At 72.3% G+C, this 17,999-nt stretch carries 15 protein-coding genes and 1 pseudogene; 8 read left to right on the plus strand and 8 right to left on the minus strand.

The annotated features are described in order from the left end of the window. The first annotated feature begins 35 nt into the window (after positions 1-35). Together ACIPTO_RS12380 and ACIPTO_RS12385 are read left to right on the plus strand one after the other, a co-directional pair. Positions 36-425, plus strand: coding sequence for a hypothetical protein (locus ACIPTO_RS12380; RefSeq protein WP_401191165.1), 390 nt, complete (start codon positions 36-38; stop codon positions 423-425). 96 nt (positions 426-521) lie between these two features. Further along, a complete protein-coding gene (locus ACIPTO_RS12385) occupies positions 522-1,946 on the plus strand; it encodes a S28 family serine protease (RefSeq protein WP_401191167.1) in 1,425 nt (474 codons plus the stop codon). Positions 1,947-2,048: 102 nt separating this feature from the next. Here the strand turns inward: ACIPTO_RS12385 and ACIPTO_RS12390 are convergent, their stop codons facing one another. Further along, positions 2,049-3,833, minus strand: a complete 1,785-nt coding sequence (locus tag ACIPTO_RS12390) for a glycoside hydrolase family 3 protein (protein WP_401191169.1) — start codon at positions 3,831-3,833, stop codon at positions 2,049-2,051. 420 nt (positions 3,834-4,253) lie between these two features. On the opposite strand from ACIPTO_RS12390, the gene aroA reads away from it, so the two are divergent. Then, entirely contained in the window at positions 4,254-5,525 is a 1,272-nt protein-coding gene (gene aroA, locus ACIPTO_RS12395) for a 3-phosphoshikimate 1-carboxyvinyltransferase (protein WP_401191171.1), read from the plus strand. 40 nt (positions 5,526-5,565) lie between these two features. On the opposite strand, the gene ACIPTO_RS12400 is transcribed toward aroA, so the two are convergent. From ACIPTO_RS12400 to ACIPTO_RS12410, 3 genes are all read right to left on the minus strand, one after another. Continuing rightward, positions 5,566-6,831: an MFS transporter gene (locus ACIPTO_RS12400; RefSeq protein ID WP_401191173.1), complete on the minus strand. Its 1,266-nt coding sequence runs from the start codon at positions 6,829-6,831 to the stop codon at positions 5,566-5,568. A 169-nt stretch (positions 6,832-7,000) separates the two neighbouring features. Then, on the minus strand, positions 7,001-7,801 hold the full coding sequence (locus ACIPTO_RS12405) for a sugar phosphate isomerase/epimerase family protein (protein WP_401191175.1): 801 nt from the start codon (positions 7,799-7,801) through the stop codon (positions 7,001-7,003). Between the two features lie 27 nt (positions 7,802-7,828). After that, on the minus strand, positions 7,829-8,764 hold the full coding sequence (locus ACIPTO_RS12410) for a GNAT family N-acetyltransferase (RefSeq protein ID WP_401191177.1): 936 nt from the start codon (positions 8,762-8,764) through the stop codon (positions 7,829-7,831). 220 nt (positions 8,765-8,984) lie between these two features. Between ACIPTO_RS12410 and ACIPTO_RS12415 the strand changes: the two genes are divergently transcribed. Next, positions 8,985-9,653 carry a Type 1 glutamine amidotransferase-like domain-containing protein gene (locus ACIPTO_RS12415; RefSeq protein WP_366313264.1) on the plus strand — a complete coding sequence of 223 codons (669 nt, stop codon included), beginning with the start codon at positions 8,985-8,987 and terminating at the stop codon, positions 9,651-9,653. Here ACIPTO_RS12415 and ACIPTO_RS12420 read toward each other — a convergent pair. Together ACIPTO_RS12420 and ACIPTO_RS12425 are read right to left on the minus strand one after the other, a co-directional pair. After that, positions 9,619-10,680 (minus strand): NAD-dependent epimerase/dehydratase family protein, encoded by a 1,062-nt coding sequence (locus ACIPTO_RS12420; protein ID WP_401191180.1) that lies wholly within the window; start codon positions 10,678-10,680, stop codon positions 9,619-9,621. The genes ACIPTO_RS12415 and ACIPTO_RS12420 overlap by 35 nt on opposite strands. Positions 10,681-10,752: 72 nt before the next feature. Continuing rightward, the gene (locus ACIPTO_RS12425; protein WP_401191182.1) at positions 10,753-12,057 is read right to left on the minus strand and encodes an MFS transporter; all 1,305 of its coding nucleotides are present in this window, start codon (positions 12,055-12,057) and stop codon (positions 10,753-10,755) included. Between ACIPTO_RS12425 and ACIPTO_RS12430 the strand changes: the two are divergent. Beyond that, a pseudogene (locus ACIPTO_RS12430) lies at positions 12,056-12,826 on the plus strand (helix-turn-helix domain-containing protein); the annotation flags it as partial. The gene ACIPTO_RS12425 and the pseudogene ACIPTO_RS12430 overlap by 2 nt on opposite strands. 73 nt (positions 12,827-12,899) lie before the next feature. On the opposite strand, the gene ACIPTO_RS12435 reads toward ACIPTO_RS12430, so the two are convergent. Beyond that, a complete protein-coding gene (locus tag ACIPTO_RS12435) occupies positions 12,900-13,946 on the minus strand; it encodes a LacI family DNA-binding transcriptional regulator (protein WP_366313270.1) in 1,047 nt (348 codons plus the stop codon). A gap of 249 nt (positions 13,947-14,195) precedes the next feature. Between ACIPTO_RS12435 and ACIPTO_RS12440 the strand changes: the two genes are divergently transcribed. The 3 genes from ACIPTO_RS12440 to ACIPTO_RS12450 are packed head-to-tail and all read left to right on the plus strand — an operon-like array spanning position 14,196 to position 17,340. Beyond that, a complete protein-coding gene (locus tag ACIPTO_RS12440; protein WP_366313272.1) occupies positions 14,196-15,353 on the plus strand; it encodes a Gfo/Idh/MocA family oxidoreductase in 1,158 nt (385 codons plus the stop codon). After that, positions 15,350-16,504, plus strand: coding sequence for a dihydrodipicolinate synthase family protein (locus ACIPTO_RS12445; RefSeq protein WP_401191185.1), 1,155 nt, complete (start codon positions 15,350-15,352; stop codon positions 16,502-16,504). The genes ACIPTO_RS12440 and ACIPTO_RS12445 overlap by 4 nt, the downstream gene beginning before the upstream one ends. A gap of 35 nt (positions 16,505-16,539) precedes the next feature. Continuing rightward, positions 16,540-17,340 (plus strand): sugar phosphate isomerase/epimerase family protein, encoded by an 801-nt coding sequence (locus ACIPTO_RS12450; RefSeq protein ID WP_401192107.1) that lies wholly within the window; start codon positions 16,540-16,542, stop codon positions 17,338-17,340. A gap of 98 nt (positions 17,341-17,438) precedes the next feature. Here the strand turns inward: ACIPTO_RS12450 and ACIPTO_RS12455 are convergent, their stop codons facing one another. Then, the gene (locus ACIPTO_RS12455; RefSeq protein WP_401191187.1) at positions 17,439-17,825 is read right to left on the minus strand and encodes a DUF937 domain-containing protein; all 387 of its coding nucleotides are present in this window, start codon (positions 17,823-17,825) and stop codon (positions 17,439-17,441) included. Positions 17,826-17,999: the final 174 nt, after the last annotated feature.

The following is a 17,999-nucleotide window of genomic DNA, read 5'->3' on the forward strand; positions in this document are numbered from 1 at the left end:
ACATCAGTACGCTGTCCGGCTGCTGTGCGGGAGGGATGACTGTGGACATGGGTGCGCTACGACGGCGGGCGGCGCTCGGCGCGGCCGTGCTCACCACGTCCGGACTGCTCGCGCTCGCCGCCCCCGGCACCGCCCGGGCGGCGGCGGTCTGTCCGGGGCACGAGGTGGAGACGCTGCCCTTCTCCACCGGCACCGTCCACGTCCTCCGCCGGGGGGACTACGTCTGCGCGTACACCGTCCCGAAGAAGGCCGGCGCCAGGCGCACGATGTCGGTCAGCGTGCAGGCGCGCGGCAACCGCCCGGTCGTCGACCGCGGCCGGTACACGCGCCGGGCCGGACCCGTCACCGTGCACGCCGGCCACCGGTGCGTCCTGGTGAAGGGCTCCGTCGGCGGCGGCTCGGTCAGCTCGGGCTGGATGTGCTGAACCGCGCACCGGCCTCCTGACCGCACAACCTCCTCTGGTGTGACGGCAGTTGCTCCGCTAGCTTCGCGTTCACAACTGCCTCACAGGGGAGTGTGCATGCGCAAGGCGCTCAGATGGCTGCTCGCGCTCACCGTGCTCATAGGCACGCTGGGCACGGCCGGGGCGGCCACCGCCGTACCGGCCGGCCGAACCGCCCAGACCGCGGACATCAAGGACCGTTTGCTGGCGATACCCGGCATGAGCCTGGTCGAGGAGAAGCCGTACACCGGCTACCGCTACTTCGTCCTGAACTACACCCAGCCGGTCGACCACCGGCATCCGTCCAAGGGCACGTTCCAGCAGCGGATCACCGTGCTGCACAAGGACGTCTCCCGCCCGACGGTCTTCTACACCAGCGGCTACAACGTCTCGACGACACCCGGCCGCAGCGAACCGACCCGCATCGCGGACGCCAACCAGGTCTCGCTGGAATACCGCTACTTCACCCCGTCCCGCCCCGAACCGGCCGACTGGTCCAAGCTCGACATCTGGCAGGCGGCCAGCGACCAGCACCGCGTCTTCACGGCCCTCAAGCCGATCTACACCAGGAACTGGATCGCCACCGGCGGCTCCAAGGGCGGCATGACGGCCACCTACTTCGAGCGCTTCTACCCGCGTGACATGGACGGTGTCGTCGCCTACGTCGCCCCCAACGACGTGGTGAACAACGAGGATTCGGCCTACGACCGCTTCTTCACCGAGGTCGGCACCAAGGAGTGCCGCGACCGCCTGGACGCCGTACAGCGCGAGGCGCTGGTGCGCAGGGGCCCGCTGGAGCAGCGGTACGCGGCGTACGCGGCCGACAACGGCTACACCTTCACCACCGTCGGCAGCCTCGACAAGGCCTACGAAGCCGTCGTCCTCGACTACGTGTGGGGCTTCTGGCAGTACAGCCTGCTCTCCGACTGCGACACCGTCCCGGCGAACGCGGCGACCGCCACCGACGACGAGATCTGGACCTCGGTCGACACGATCTCCGGCTTCTCCTTCTACACCGACCAGGGCCTCGCCCCCTACACCCCGTACTACTACCAGGCGGGCACCCAACTCGGCGCCCCCACCATCCACTTCCCGTACATCGAGAAGAAGTACCTCCGCTACGGCTACCAGCAGCCCCGCACCTTCGTCCCCCGCTCCATCCCGATGCGGTTCCAGCCGCACGCGATGCGGGACGTGGACAGCTGGGTCCGCCACCACGCCGACCACATGCTCTTCGTCTACGGCCAGAACGACCCGTGGGGCGCCGAGCGCTTCGCCGTCGGCAAGGGCGCCAGGGACTCCTACGTCTTCACCGCGCCCGGCCTCAACCACGGCGCGAACGTGGCCGGCCTGGCCGCCGACCAGAAGGCACTCGCCACCGCCCGCATCCTGGCCTGGGCCGGAGTCCCGGCCACCGGCACGGCACAGGCCAAGCCCCTCGCACCGTACGACGCGAAGCTCGACCGGCAGGACGTGCGGCGCGAACCGGCGCTCCGTCCGTAGGCAACACCCCTGCCGCGCCCGGCCGTTGACAGTCAGCCGACTGCACCGGCCGGGCGCACGCCGGGCGTACGGGGGGCTTCGGGCCGGTGGAGGGACGTGTCCCTAGTACGACAGCCCGTGCCCCACGGGATACAGCACCTGTGTCGGATCGTCCGCGCGCTGCACCGCCACCGGGAGCTTCCCGCGCGGCCGGACCCGGCCGGCGATCACCCGTGCCGCCGCCCGGAGTTCGACGTCGGTCCAGGAGTAGGACGCCAAGCAGGCGGGGACTGAGGGCAGTTGGGCGACGTCGTAGGGGTTGCGGACGGCGACGGCCACCACCGGCCGCCCGGTGGCGACGAGTTGCTCCACGAGCGTCCGCTGCGAGCTGCCCGCCGTGACGTTGTACGTCGCCACGACCACCGCGTCCGACTCACCCGCCGCGGCCACGGCCGCCGCGACGGTGGCGGCGGAGGGGTCGGTGCCGGTCGGCCGGGCGGTCGCCGTGAACCCCAGCTCGCCGAGGGCCGCCGCGAGCACACCGGTGGGCGGACCCGTGGTGCCGGAGGGCGAGGCCGGATCGGCGCCGACCACCAGGACCTTCCCGTGCGTCCGGCGGTACAGCGGCAGCAGCCCCTTCTCGTTGACCAGCAGGGTGGTGGTCCGCTCGGCGATGCGGTCGGCGGCGGCGAGATGGGACCGGGTCCCGACCGTGCGGCTCACGCCCGCCCGGCTGACGTAGGCGTCCTGGAACAGCCCCAGCCGGGACTTCAGCCGCAGCACCCGCAGGATCGACTCGTCGAGCCGCGCCTCGGTCAGCTCCCCGTCCCGCACCGCCTTCAGGACGGCGTTCCAGGCGATGTCCAGGGACGGCGGGTTGAGGAGCTGGTCCACCCCGGCCTTGAGCGCGAGCACGGGCACCCTGTCGTCCCCGTACTTCTGCCGCACCCCCTCCATGCCCAGCGAGTCGGTGATCACGACGCCGTCGTAGCCGAGTTCGCCGCGCAGGATGCCGGTGAGGATCGGGTGGGAGAGGGTGGCGGGGTCGCCGGAGTCGTCGAGCGCCGGGACCATGATGTGGGCGGTCATGATCGAGTCGATGCCCGCCTTCACGGCCGCGCGGAAGGGCACGGCGTCGAGCTGCTCCCACACCTCCCGGCTGTGCGTGATGACGGGGAACCCGAAGTGGCTGTCCACGGCGGTGTCCCCGTGCCCCGGGAAGTGCTTGGCGGTGGCGGCGACCCGGGCCGACTGATACCCCTTCACCTCGGCGGCGACGAGGCCGGCCACCGCGTCCGGGTCGGCACCGAAGGACCGTACGCCGATGACCGGGTTGGCCGGGTTGACGTTCACGTCGGCGTCGGGGGAGTAGTCCTGGTTGACGCCCATCGCGCGCAGCTCGGCGCCGGAGATCCGGCCGAGGGTCCGGGCGTCCTCGCGGGAGCCGCCGGCGCCGATCGCCATCGCGCCCGGGAAGAGCGTCGCGGGGGCGCCGATACGGCAGACGATGCCGTGTTCCTGGTCGGTGGCGACCAGGACGGGCAGTCCTCGGGGCTGGCTCAGGGACGCCTTCTGGATGCCGTTGGAGAGGTCGGCGATCTGCTGGGGGTCGCGGGTGTTGTGCGCCCAGGTGAAGTAGATGATGCCGCCGACGCGGTACTTGGCGATCAGCTCGGCGGCCGTGCGGACGCCGAGCTCACTCAGGTTGGCGTCGATGTCGGCCTGGTCGGGGGCGGTCGCGGAGTGGCCGTAGACCCGCATCACGAACAGCTGGCCGACCTTCTCGGGCAGCGTCATACGGGAGATCAGTGAGCGGAGCCGGGTGTCGTCGGCGTGGGCGGTGCCGCCGACCGCGAGGGTCGCGGTGACGCCCATGGTCGCGGCGAGAACGGTACGTCTGGAGGGCACGTGCGCTCCTTCCGGAGGTGATCCGTTGAAGGAAACTTCCAAGATTTCACGAATATCCGGGAAGTTTCCGCCAGTCAAGGGAGCGCGCAGCAAATCGGCGGAGGGGCCGCCATCGGCGCAGTTGGAGGGGGGCGCGCCGATGACGGCTTGCTGTCGGCCGCGGTACGGAGGAGAGGGTTGGTCAGCGTTCGCAGCCAGTGGCGAGGCCGACGCCGTACCGCGGAGACTCGTCCGGCAGCATGCGTCTTGGACGGAGCGGAAGCGGTCCGGGTTCCCCGGTTCGCCCCGATCTCCGGAAGTTGGTGAACCCGTGCACAACGGGACGGATGCGGTCACGCACGGGTACCCGAGGGCGAACGGCGGCGGTCCATCCCGTGGACGCCCCGGCGGGCCGGACGGCCGCCGCCCGATCATGAGGGCATGCCCGTAGTCGACATCCCCGGTTCCAAGTCCATCACCGCCCGCGCGTTGTTCCTGGCGGCGGCGGCCGACGGCGTGACCACCCTCCGGCGCCCCCTCCGCTCGGACGACACCGAGGGTTTCGCCGAGGGCCTGACCCGCCTCGGCTACCGCGTCGGCCGGACCCCGGACGCCTGGCAGATCGACGGCCGCCCGGACGGCCCGGCGGTCGCGGAGGCGGACGTGTACTGCCGGGACGGCGCGACGACCGCCCGCTTCCTGCCCACCCTCGCCGCGGCGGGCCGCGGCAGCTTCCGCTTCGACGCGTCCCCGCAGATGCGCCGCCGCCCGCTCCTCCCGCTCACCCGGGCCCTGCGCGACCTGGGCGTCGACCTGCGGCACGAGGAGGCGGAGGGCCACCATCCGCTGCGGGTCGAGGCGGCGGGCGTGGAGGGCGGCGAGGTGGTGCTCGACGCGGGCCAGTCCTCCCAGTACCTGACGGCGCTGCTGCTGCTCGGCCCGCTGACCAGGAAGGGGCTCCGGATCAGGGTCACGGACCTGGTCTCCGCGCCGTACGTCGGGATCACCGTCGCGATGATGCGGGCGTTCGGGGCGGAGGTCCGCACCGAGGGCTCCGTCTACGTCGTCCCGTCCGGGGGCTACCGGGCCACCACCTACGGGATCGAACCGGACGCGTCCACCGCGAGCTACTTCTTCGCGGCGGCGGCGCTGACGGGCGGCGAGGTGACGGTCCCGGGCCTCGGCACGGGCGCGCTCCAGGGCGACCTGGGCTTCGTCGACGTACTGCGGCGGATGGGAGCGGAGGTGGAGACGGACGCGCGGGGCACCCGGGTGCGGGGGACGGGCGAACTGCGCGGCCTCACGGTCGCCATGCGGGACATCTCGGACACCATGCCGACGCTGGCCGCGCTTGCCCCCTTCGCCTCCGGGCCGGTGCGGATCGAGGACGTCGGGAACACCCGGGTGAAGGAGTGCGACCGGCTGGAGGCCTGTGCGGAGAACCTCCGGCGGCTGGGGGTGGAGGTGGCGACGGGGCCCGACTGGATCGAGATCCGGCCGGGGGCGGGGCGAGGGACCCGTGCTGGTGCGCGGGCCTCGGGTCTCGCGGGTACGGAGATCACGTCCTACGGCGACCACCGGATCGTCATGTCCTTCGCGGTCGCCGGGCTGCGGGCGCCGGGCATGTCGTACGACGACCCGGGGTGTGTGCGCAAGACGTTCCCCGGGTTCCACGAGGCGTTCGAGGCGCTGCGGGGCCAGTTGCCGGGATGACCGGACGGGCGGACGGACGGGCGGACGGGCGCGGGCGGGCTCACGGCCCGTCCGGTGCGGCCCGCGGGGCCTCGTCGGCCCTCGCCCCGGTCCGCAGCCCCGGCGTGGACGCGCCCACGCCCAGCACCGCCAGCACGCACAGCAGCCCGCCGCTGACCAGGGCCGTCGCGCCGGAACTCCAGCCGGCGACCAGGCCGCCCCGGAGGTTGCCGAGGTTGGGCCCCGCCTGGCCGACGATCTGTTCGGCGGCGGAGACGCGGCCCAGGAGGGCGTCCGGGGTGTGGGTCTGGACGATCGTGCTGCGGGAGATCACGGACAGGGAGTCGGCGGCACCGGCCAGCGCGAGACAGGCCAGGCCCGCCCACGGGTCCGTCATCAGGCCGAAGACCGCCAGTGCCACGCCCCACACGCCCGCACCGAGCAGCATCACCGGCCCGGGACGGCCCAGCCGGGTCACCGCGCCGGAGAACACGGACGCCGTGATCCCGCCGACCGAGATCGCCGAGAGGAACAGGCCCAGGGTGCGCGGATCACCCCCGAAACGCTCGGAGTTGACCAGCGGGAACAGGCTCGTCGGCATCGCCAGGACGGTCGCCGCGAGGTCGATGAGCAGCGCCCCGCGCACCGCGCTGTGGCCGGCCAGGAAACGCAGCCCGTCCAGGACACCGTGCAGTCCGCCGCGCGACGGCTCGCCCTCGGGCGGCAGCGCGGGCAGGCCGAACGCGCCGTGGAAACCGAGGAGGAAGGTGAGCGCGTCGACGAGGTAGCAGGCGCCGATGCCCGCCCAGCCGATCAGCAGGCCGCCGAGCGCGGGGCCGATGAGCATCATGGTCGTGAAGGACACCCTGTTGAGGGCCAGGCCCGCCGCGACCTGATCCTTCGGCAGCAGCCGGGGGACGAACACACCCGATGCCGGGCCGCCGACCGCGCCGAAGCACGACTGCACGGCGACCAGCGCGAGCACGCCGGGCACCGGGACGTGACCGGTGAAGCCCTGCACGGCGAGGAGCAGTGAACAGACCGCCTGCGCCACGGTGTTGAAGAGACAGATGCGCCGCCGGTCGCCCCGGTCCACCCACGACCCGGCGAACACCCCCACGACCACCGTCGGCACCGCGCTCGCCAGCCCGACCGCACCCGTCCAGACCGTGCTGCGGGTCATGTCCCAGACCTGGTACATGACGGTCACCAGGGTCATGAACCCGCCGAGCACGGAGACCGTCCGCCCGACCAGCAGGCGCCGGAACACCGGAGACGTCCGCAACGGCCGGACGTCGATCAGCGTCCGCCCGGGACCGGGACTCATGAGGACACGGAGGCGGACCCGCGCGCGGACACGGCAGCGCACGGAACGGCGGGTTGTCGGGGCACCGGGGGACCCTATAGGGCGGCTCCGGAACCGGGCGAACCGTTTTCCGCGACGGCACGCGCCGGTCTCCTACGACCGTGCCCGCCGGCTCTCCACGGCTACGGGTTCACGCCGAGTCGTTGAGCAGCCGTGCCAGATGGTTGCGCCCCGCGCCCAGCAGTCCGGCCAGCGGCGCCGCGGCCTCGTACCACCGCTTCTCGTACTCCCAGCACAGCCAGCCGTCCCAGCCGTGCCGGGTCAGCACCTCGACGCACTCGCCGAGCGGCAGCGCCCCCGCGCCGAGCGGCAGCGGAGTCGTGTCGTCGGCCGAGGCGATGTCCTTGACCTGGACGTATCCGAGGTACGGCCCGAGCGCGGCGACCGTCTCCGAGGGCTGTTCGCCGCCCAGCCAGGTGTGCATCACGTCCCACAGGGCACCGACCTGCCGATGCCCGACGGGACCGAGCACGCGCAGGGCGTCCGCGCCGGTGCGGTGCGAGTCGTGGGTCTCCAGGAGTACCCGTACGCCGAGGTCGGCGCCCCACTCCGCCGCCGTGCCGAGCCGCCGCGCGGCCGTCGCGTCGGCCTCCTCGACGGGCCGGTCGGTTCCGCCGCCCGGGAAGACGCGGATGAAGGGTGCGCCCAAGTCCCGAGCCAGTTCGAGCAGTTCACGGATCTCGGTGAGTACGGCGGCGTCGTCGCCCGGCGCGGCCACGCGTGCGTACCCGGCGAGGCCCAGGACTTCGACCCCGGCCGACTTGAACTCGGCGACCACATCGGCCCGTTGGGCGGCGTCGAGACCCGGGTGCACGGGTTCCTCGGGGTGCGCGCGCAGTTCGACTCCGTGGTAGCCGTGGGTGACGGCGAGGTCCAGGACGTCGGTCACGGGGAGACCGGGGACACCGAGGGTGGAGAACGCGAACTTCATGCCAGGGACCCTACTCGTCACCGCTCCCTACCGCCGCTGGTGCAGGTCGAGCCGCCAGTCCTGGCCGACGAGGTCCTGGCCGAAGGAGCGGTGCGGCTTCTCGGCGGTGAGCACGAAACCGTGCCGCTGGTAGATGCCGCGGGCGGCGCCGAGGATGTCGTTCGTCCACAGCACGAGGTCGCGGTAGCCGACCCCGCGCGCGAACTCGACGACCGCGCCCACCAGTCGGTCCCCGATCCGCAGCCCGCGCGCGTCCGGTTCGACGAGCAGCAGCCGCAGCCGGGCGGTCCCCGGGGCGTCGTCCCGCACGCACATCACGCATCCCACCGGCCGCCCGTCCAGCTCGGCGATCCACACCCGCTCCAGATGCGGATCGTGGTCCTCGGCGAAATCGGCGACGATCCGCGCGACGAGCCCCTCGTAGTCGGCGTTGAAGTCGTACTCGGCGGCGTACAGGGCCGCATTCCGCTGCACGATCCAGCCCAGGTCGCCGGGCCCCGGCTCGCGCAGCACGACGTCCTCGGGCCGCGGCCGGCCCCTGTCCGACGACGACAGCAGGGTCCGTACGGTACGCAGCGCCTCCGCGAGCCGCGGCCGGTCGGCGTCCGGCACGGTCGCGAGCAGCGCCCCCACGGACTCGTCCGCCCGCTCGGCCAGCAGGTCGGCGGTCTCCCGCCCGCGCGCGGTGAGCGTCACCTGCCGCCGTCGCGGATCCCGTTGCGAGGGCGCCCGCTCGATCAGCCCGTCCTGTTCGAACCGGTTCAGGATCCGGCTCAGGTACCCGGCGTCCAGGGACAGTTCGCCGCGGAGGTCGGCGGCGTCCGTCCGCGGGGAGTGCGCCAGTTCGTACAGCACGCGGGACTCGGTGAGGGTGAAGGGGGCGTAGAGGTGGCGGCTGTAGTCGAGGGCGCCGATGACGTTCGTGTAGAAGCGGTTGAAGGCGCGGATGTCCTGGACGGTCATGTTCGATCCCCGGTGCTCGCTCAGGGTAGTTGACTCAGTCAGAGGTCTGCTGTCGACGGTAGTACCGCGCCGACGGGATTGCCAAGGCCCCGGGACAGGTTGCCCGCCATGACCGGCCTCGGCCTCCTCGCCTGGCCCCCGCCCCGCGACGAGCCGGCGGCCGACCGCACAGGGGTCAGGGCTCGTTGCGCGGGTCCGGCGGCCGTGCTTGGCTCGACCGATGAACCTTCTGCTGACGGCGAGCGGCCTGCGCAACGACACCTTGCGGGACGCCCTGCGGGACATGCTGGGAAAGCCGTTCAGGTCGGCGAACGTCGTGTACGTGCCCACCGCGTCCGTCGCCGAACCCGGTGACCACGGGTGGTTCGTCGCGGACCTGAACCGGCTGCACGGCCTCGGCTGGCGCGAGTTCGACGTCCTCGAACTGAACGGCCTGCCGAGGCAGTCGGTGCTCGACCGGCTGCTCAACGCCGACGTCGTCTACGTCGAGGGCGGCAACCACTACCACCTCGCCCGCAGCATCACCGGCAACGGCCTCGCCGACGGCTTCCTCGACGCGCTGCGCGACCGGATCTACGTGGGCGTGAGCGCCGGATCCATGATCTTCAGCCGCCATCTCACCGGCCACTCCGCCGACGTCATCGGCGACACCGCCGACCTCCACGTGCTCGACGCGACGACCGTGGATCCCCCGTTCGGGCTCTTCGACTGGTACCTCAAGCCGCACCTGTACTCCCCGGACTTCCCCGAACGGGACGACGCCTGGGCCGACCGCATCGTCGAACGGGCCGACTTCCCGATCTACTTCATCGACGACGACACGGCCATCCGCGTCAGGGACGCCAAGGTCGACGTCATCTCCGAGGGCCGGTGGCGCTTCCACCCGTGAGGCTCCCGCCCCGCCGCGCGAGGAACGCGTCCTCGGCCGCGTAGTCGAGGTACTCCGTGAAGGAGTCGGCGTCGGCGGGGCGCCGGCCCCTGCGTGCCGCGTCCACCAGCCGGTCCAGGGCGGGCGCGATCGTGGTCGCGTAGGTGCCGGCGGGCCGGTGGCCGAGTGCCGTGGCGGCGGAGGTGTCGAGGACGATCGGGTGCGGGGAGTCCCAGGGCGTACGGCCGAGACCGGCAGGTGCCGTGTCGTCCAACAGGACCTCCTCCCACACGTGGCCCAGGTGTCCGGCGATGGTCCGGCAGATCTCCAGCGCGCTGGGCGCGTCCGGATCGGCGCAGTTGAGGACCCGGGTGCCGGGCCGGTGGGCGACGGTCTCGATGAGCGCGGCGAGATTCGCGGCGGCGGTGCCGTGCACGATCCCGGCCCCACACCGGGCCAGCAGCAGGACCGTACGCCCGTCCAGCACCCGCTTCACGACGGCCCATTCACGCGCCGGGGACGCCCCGATCCCGTGCATCCGGGACGCCCGCACCACGCTGACGGGCAGCCCGCTCTCCAGCACGACCTGTTCGGCGGCGACCTTGTTGGGGCCGTATCCCTCGCGCGACCGGTGGTCGGTGTCCGTCGCCGGAGCGAGGGTCGGCCGGTCTTCGGTGATGGGTGTGGCGAAGTGCGGCGGCACATCCGAGTTGACGTGACGGCCCGCCGCGTCGACGTAGACGGCGCGACTCGACATCACCACGGTGGAACCGGAGTTCGCGGCGAGCGGCAGCAACGACCTGGCGTCGGCGGCGGTGAAGCAGAGACAGTCGACGAGCAGGTCGGCACCGGATCCGAGCGCGGCCCGCGTCTGTGCCTGGTCGGCACGGTCCGCCTCGACGAACTTCCCACCGGCCGCCGTGAGTTCGGCCGGCATCCGGTCCGGGTCCCGGCCGACGACGTCCACCCGCCATCCGCTCTCCAGCAACCGCAGCGCGGTCGCCCGTCCGACGAGTCCGGTTCCGCCGAGGATGAGCGCACGAGGCATGAAGGGGATCGTAGGCCAGTACCGGCCGGTGCAGGCCGGTGCGGAGCACGGGAGTTGGTGCCGTTCGGGACCCTACGGCCGCGGGGACGGCGGGTGTGCCGCGGCGACGTCGTAGTGCCAGAACGGGCGGACCAGCAGTGCGGCCGTGATGACGACGACCACGCACAGCAGTGAACTGCCCGTCCAGGCGAGGCCGAGGCCCGTGGTGGAGGCCATGGCGCCGGCGCGGAGGTCGCCGAGGCGGGGGCCGCCCGCGACGACGACGGTGAAGACGCCCTGGAGACGGCCGCGCAGGGCGTCGGGGGCGTAGGTCTGGAGGATGGTCTGACGGTAGACGGCGCTGACGAGGTCGGCCGCTCCGGCCGCCGCCAGCAGGGCCGCGGCGGCGCCGAGCCGGTGGACCGTACCCGCGAGGGCGACGGCCGTGGCCCAGGCGACGACGGCGACGGCGAGCGCCCTGCCCTGGCGCCGTACGCGTCCTGTCCAGCCACTGAACAGGCCCGCCGTGACCGAGCCGATCGCGATGGCCGAGTACAGCAGCCCGACCCCGCCGCCGAACCGTGTCTGTGCCGCCTGCGGGAACAGCGCGGTCGGCATGGCCAGGGTCATCGCCGCGATGTCGACCGCGAAGGACATCCAGAGCACCGGGGCGACGGCGATGAACCGCAGCCCGTCGAGCACCGAGCGCAGCCCGCCCGTGGCGCCGGCTCCCTCGCCGGTCGGCTTGACCGAGGGGAGGCGCAGGGCGGAGCAGAGGAGGAGGGAGAACAGCGCGGCGTCGGCGCCGTAGGCCCAGCTGTAGCCATTCGGGAGGGAGATCAGGACGCCCGCGATCAGCGGTCCGACGACCTGTCCGATGTTGCCTGCGGTGAAGTAGAGCGTGTTCGCGGCGGGCACGAGCGGGGTCGGCACGACACGGGGGATGATCGCGCCCCGGGCCGCGGACGACACGGCGAAGGCGCCGGCCTGCACGGCGACGAGGCCCAGGACGAGCGGGACCGACCGCACGTCGGCGACCGCCTGGAACAGCAGGGCGAGCGTGACGGCCCAGGTCAGACAGGCCGAGGCGAGGTACAGCGTACGGCGGTCGAACCGGTCGGCGACGGCACCGCCGTACAGCCCGAAGACCACCAGCGGTACGAGGCCGGCGACGCCCGTCAGCCCCACGAACAGTGACGACCGGGACAGCCCGTACACCTGCACCGGGATGGTGACGTCGGTGACCATCGTCCCCACGTAGGCCGCGCTCTGGCCGATCAACAGGCGCCGGAACACGGGGTGTTGAAGGGGGCGGGTGTCGAGCGCGACACCGCGCATCCGGTCGGCGAGCCGGGCCTTCATCGGGGGTGGGGCGGTTGCGGGGGGTGTCGGGGGCATGGTGCTCACGCTGGCAGGACGGCCGGGCGGAGCGCTTCCGTTATTCTGCCGAGCTGTGTCGGAAAACGGACAGGCGGAGGCGGAGGCTGCGGCGGAGGCGGTGACAGAGGGAGCCGTCGAGCCCCGGGACACCACGCACGCGCACCTCGCGGGTGAGGTCATCGGCCGTCACCAGCACGGTTACCACCAGTTGCTCTACGTCAGTGCCGGTGTGCTGGCGGTGCGGACGGGCGAGGCGTCCTGGGTGGCGTCCAGCGCGCGGGCGATCTGGCTGCCCGCGGGCATCTGGCACCAGCACCGGGTGCACGGGCACAGTTCCGTGCACACCATCGGCTTCGCCGTCCACGACGTACTGCTGGACTCCGTGACGCCGGTCGTGGTCGCCGTGGACGCGCTGGTGCGGGAACTGATCATCGCGTGCAGCGAGGCGGACCTTCCGCGGGAGGAGTCGCGCCGGCTGCGCGCGGTCCTGCGGGACCGGCTGCGCCGCGCGCCGGTGGAACCGCTGACCCTGCCCGCCCCCGCCAACGCCCTTCTCCAGCAGGCGTGTTCACTGGTCACGGACGATCTGCGGCGACCTCGTACCGCCACCTGGCTGGCCCGCCGCATCGGCGTGAGCGAACGCACCCTGGCCCGGTTGTTCAGGACCGAGTTCGGCATGACGTATCCGCAGTGGCGGACCAACGTGCGGGTCTTCCACGCCATGGTCCTCCTGGCGGAGGGGGCGACGGTCAGCGAGACGGGGCGTCAGTGCGGCTGGGCCACGACCAGTGCCTTCATCGACACGTTCAGCCGCACGATGGGGCAGACGCCGGGCACGTACCGGACCGGACCCGGGACGCCTACGTCCGCGGCACCCCGGAGGAACCCCGCACCATCAACTCACCCCGGACCGTGGCGATCCCGCCCGGCGGCGGCTCCTCCCGACCCATGGCGATCCGACCCGCCCGGGCCCCCGCCTCGGACAGCGGCAGCCGAACCGTCGTGAGCGACGGCACCGCGTCCACGCTGAACGGCAGATCGTCGAACCCGGCGACGGAGACGTCGTCCGGAATCCGGCGTCCCGACTCGCGCAGCGCCGCGCACGCCCCCACCGCGACGGAGTCGTTCGCCGCGACCACGGCCGTCAGGGACGGATCCCGGCGGAGCAGCTCCAGCGTGGCCTCGTAGCCGGACCGGCGGTCGTAGCGTCCGTGCACGGTCCAGCGCGGGTCCTCCGTGATGCCGTGGGTCGCCAGCGCCTCCCGGTGGCCCTCCAGCCGGTGCCGCGTGGTCGTCCGTTCCTCGGGGCCCGCGATGTAGCCCAGCCGGCGATGGCCGAGGCCGATCAGGTGCTCGGTCAGTTCACGGCCGCCGCCGCGGTTGTCGAAGGTCAGCGCGAACGCCCCCGTGTCCGGCGCCGGAGGCCGCCCGCACAGCACCACCCGGGTCCCCGCCTCGCCCAGTTTCCGCAGCTTCGCCGCGACGGCCGCCGCGTGCGGCGCGTTCTCCATCGCCCCGCCGGTCAGGACGACCGCCGCCGCCCGCTGCCGTTGGAGCAGTGTCAGGTAGGTGAGCTCGCGCTCCGGGGAGCCTCCCGTGTTGCAGACGACGGCCAGTCGCTCGCCTCCCGCGCGGCCTCCGGGCCCGCCGATCTCGGACTGGATCGCGCTCGCCATGATCCCGAAGAACGGGTCGGCGATGTCGTTGACCAGGATGCCGACCAGGTCGGAGGTGGCCGCGGCGAGCGCGCTCGCGGGACCGTTCAGGACGTAGTCCAGCTCGTCGACCGCCCGCAGGACCCGCTCGCGCGTGGTGGCCGCGACCGGATAGTTGCCGTTCAGTACGCGCGACACCGTCGCGGGGGAGACCTGGGCGCGGGCCGCCACGTCCGCCAGGGTCACCGTCATGTTGTTCGTCCTCCGGTCGCGCATCGTGTCGTACGCCGTTGTACATAGGCTGCTCAAAGGAAGCCCCCGTCCGAGCAGACCATAAGGCCACCTACCCCGGTTGTTCGCCCCCTCGAACAACTCGACCCCGTCACGGTCTTGTACAGACCAGTGGGCAAAGGCTAGCTTCTGCATATATAGAAAGCGCTTGCTGGAATCGGGACATGCGCTGAGACATGCGGTGAGACGCATGCGGACGAAAGGAATCACGTGACACGCAAGACGGTGCGTATCGCCATGAACGGCGTGACCGGGCGCATGGGCTACCGACAGCACCTCGTCCGCTCGATCCTCGCACTGCGCGAGCAAGGTGGTCTAGACCTCGGCGACGGAACCGTGCTGTGGCCGGAACCGGTCCTCGTCGGTCGCCGCGAGCACGCGCTGAAGGCGCTCGCCGAGCAGCACGGCCTGGACCCGGCGAACGTCTCCACGGACGTCGACGCGGTCCTCGCCGACCCGACCGTCGAGATCTACTTCGACGCCCAGGTCACCTCGGCCCGCGAGGAGGCGCTCAAGAAGGCCATCGCCGCGGGCAAGCACATCTACACCGAGAAGCCGACCGCCACCGACTTCGACGGCGCCCTCGAACTGGCCCGCCTCGCCGACGCCGCCGGCATTAAGCACGGCGTCGTCCAGGACAAGCTGTTCCTCCCGGGCCTGCTCAAGCTCAAGCGGCTCATCGACGGCGGCTTCTTCGGCCGGATCCTCTCGATCCGGGGCGAGTTCGGCTACTGGGTCTTCGAGGGCGACTGGCAGACCGCCCAGCGCCCGTCGTGGAACTACCGCTCGGAGGACGGCGGCGGCATCGTCGTCGACATGTTCCCGCACTGGGAGTACGTCCTCCACGAGCTGTTCGGCCGGGTCAGGTCCGTCCAGGCCCTCGCGACCACCCACGTCCCGCAGCGCTGGGACGAGAACGGCAAGCCCTACGACGCCACCGCCGACGACGCCGCCTACGGCGTCTTCGAGCTCGACGGCGGCGCCGTCGCCCAGATCAACTCCTCCTGGACCGTCCGCGTCAACCGCGACGAACTCGTCGAGTTCCAGGTGGACGGGACGGAGGGCTCGGCGGTCGCCGGGCTGCGCAACTGCCGTGTCCAGCACCGCAGTTCCACCCCCAAGCCGGTCTGGAACCCGGACTTGCCCGCCACCGAGGTGTTCCGCGACCAGTGGCAGGAGGTCCCGGACAACACCGAGTTCGACAACGGCTTCAAGGCGCAGTGGGAGCTGTTCCTCCGCCACGTCTACGCCGACGCCCCCTATCACTGGGACCTCCTGGCCGGCGCCCGCGGTGTCCAGCTCGCCGAGCTGGGGCTGAAGTCGTCCGCCGAGGGCCGCCGCTACGACGTTCCGGAGATCACCCTGTGACCATCCAGCTCCCGGACAGCGGCGGGGCCCTGCGGGCGTACGAGCCCCGGCAGGAACCCCTCGCCGTCACCTCCGGCACCCCCTTCACCTCCCGTACGGTGTTCTCGGCCGCGCACGTCGTCGCCGACCCCTTCGCCGACACGAGCCCCGACTCGGCTGCCGCCGTCGACTGGGACGCCACCCTCGCCTTCCGCCGCCACCTGTGGTCCCACGGCCTCGGTGTCGCCGAGGCGATGGACACCGCCCAGCGCGGCATGGGCCTCGACTGGGCGGGCGCGGCCGAGCTGATCCGCCGGAGTGCCGCCGAGGCCAGGGCCGTCGGCGGCCGTATCGCCTGCGGTGTCGGCACCGACCAGCTCACCGGCCCGGCCTCCCTGGCCGACGTGCGGGCCGCCTACGAGGAGCAGCTGGCGCTCGTCGAGGCGTCGGGCGCGCAGGCCATCCTGATGGCCTCACGGGCCCTGGCGGCCGTGGCGAAGGGGCCCGAGGACTACCTGGAGGTCTACGGCCATCTGCTCCGCCAGGCCACCGAACCCGTCGTCCTGCACTGGCTCGGCCCCATGTTCGACCCGGCGCTGGAGGGCTACTGGGGTTCGTCCGACCTCGACGCGGCCACCGGCACGTTCCTCGACGTCATCGCCGCGCACCCGGACAAGGTCGACGGCATCAAGGTGTCGCTCCTGGAGGCCCGGCGGGAGATCGACATCCGGCGCCGGCTGCCGCAGGGCGTCCGCTGCTACACCGGCGACGACTTCAACTACCCCGAGCTGATCGCGGGCGACGAACAGGGCTTCAGCCACGCCCTGCTCGGCATCTTCGACCCGCTCGGCCCGCTGGCGGCGGAGGCGGTCCGCGTCCTGGACACCGGGAACACGGCCGGATTCCGTGAACTCCTCGATCCGACCGTCGAGTTGTCCCGCCATCTCTTCCAGGCGCCGACCCGCTTCTACAAGACCGGCGTGGTCTTCCTCGCCTGGCTCGCGGGCCACCAGACGCACTTCACCATGGTCGGCGGACTCCAGTCGGCCCGCTCCCTCCCGCACTTCGCCCGCGCCTACGAACTCGCCGACGGGCTGGGCCTGTTCCCGGACCCGAAGCTCGCCGAGGAACGGATGAAGAACCTGCTCGCCCTGTACGGAGTGACCCAGTGAGCAATCCCGACCTGGCCCGCTTCTCCATCAACCAGATGACGGTCAAGCAGCTGTCGATCCCCGAACTGGTCGATGCCTGCCTGGAGTCGGACGTCCCCGGCGTCGGACTGTGGCGCGAGCCCGTCCAGTCGTACGGCGTGGAGGCGACCGCGAAGCTGGTCCGTGACGCGGGGCTCACGGTGACAACGTTGTGCAGGGGCGGCTTCCTCACCGCGCTCGACCCGGACGAGCGCGCCCGCGCCCTCGACGACAACCGCCGGGCCGTCGACGAGGCCGCCGCCCTCGGCACGGACACCCTCGTGCTCGTGTCCGGTGGCCTCCCGGCCGGCTCCCGGGACCTGCACGGCGCGCGGGAGCGGATCGCCGACGCCCTGGGCGAGCTGGGCCCCTACGCGCAGGAGCGGGGCGTACGGCTGGCCATCGAGCCGCTGCACCCGATGTACGCCTCCGACCGCTGCGTGGTCTCGACGCTCACCCAGGCCCTCGACCTCGCCGAGCGGTTCCCCGCCCAGCAGGTCGGGGTCACGGTCGACACGTACCACATCTGGTGGGACGACCGGGCGCCCGAGCAGATCGCCCGGGCGGGCGCGGGCGGCCGGATCCACACCTTCCAACTCGCCGACTGGACCACCCCGTTGCCCGAGGGCGTGCTGAACGGCCGCGGGCAGATCGGGGACGGCGCGATCGACATGCGGGAGTGGCTGTCGTACGTCGAGGCCGCCGGCTACACCGGGTCCGTCGAGGTCGAGCTGTTCAACGACGGCCTGTGGGCCCGGGACGGACGCGAGGTGCTGGCGGAGACGGCGGCGCGGTTCGTGGAATACGTGGTCCGCTAGCGGGCCCGGCGCCCGGAGGGAAGGCGCTCTGCCCCACCCGGTCCGATCCGGGGCGGGGCAGGGCGCCGGGAGCACGCCGTACCCGCCCGGCCGCCGCGCTACTTCTTGGCCGCCCGTTTCGCCAGCACGGCCAGCACCGCCGGGATCAGCATCTCGACGACCCGTGCGACGGTCGCCGGCGGCAGCCCCGTCTTCTTGGCCACCGCGTTCGCCACCGGCCTGGCCGCCTTGGCCAGCACCCCGGCCATGAGCCCGCCGGTCGCGAAACCGCCCAGCGTGGCCACGCCCTGCAGCGGGGCCTCCTGAGGCGCCTGTGCGGGCTCCGCGGCCGCCGCCTCGCCGGACAGCGCCGACGCGGTCGTACCGACCACGTCCCGGGCGCCCGCCTCGTCCGTGCCCAGCAGCCCCGCGATCTCCCGCACCTTGTCGCCGCCCAGCTCGTCGAGGACGGCGCCCTGGAAGGTCGTAGCCGAGTCTTCGCTCATGTCTGAAACGCTACGTCCGCCCGGTTTGGTCGGCACCCGGAGCCCGTCCTGAAAAAATCTCGGGATGCCGTACAACCCTCTCCGGGGTCCGTGGGTCGTACTGGGCGTCAGGGCTCTTGGAGGGGGATCTGGGGGGATCACGAGGGGTTCTGATGCAGGAGGGGAAAACCCGAG

It is taken from the genome of Streptomyces sp. NPDC090083, from assembly GCF_044747445.1.
Taxonomy (GTDB): Bacteria; Actinomycetota; Actinomycetes; order Streptomycetales; family Streptomycetaceae; genus Streptomyces.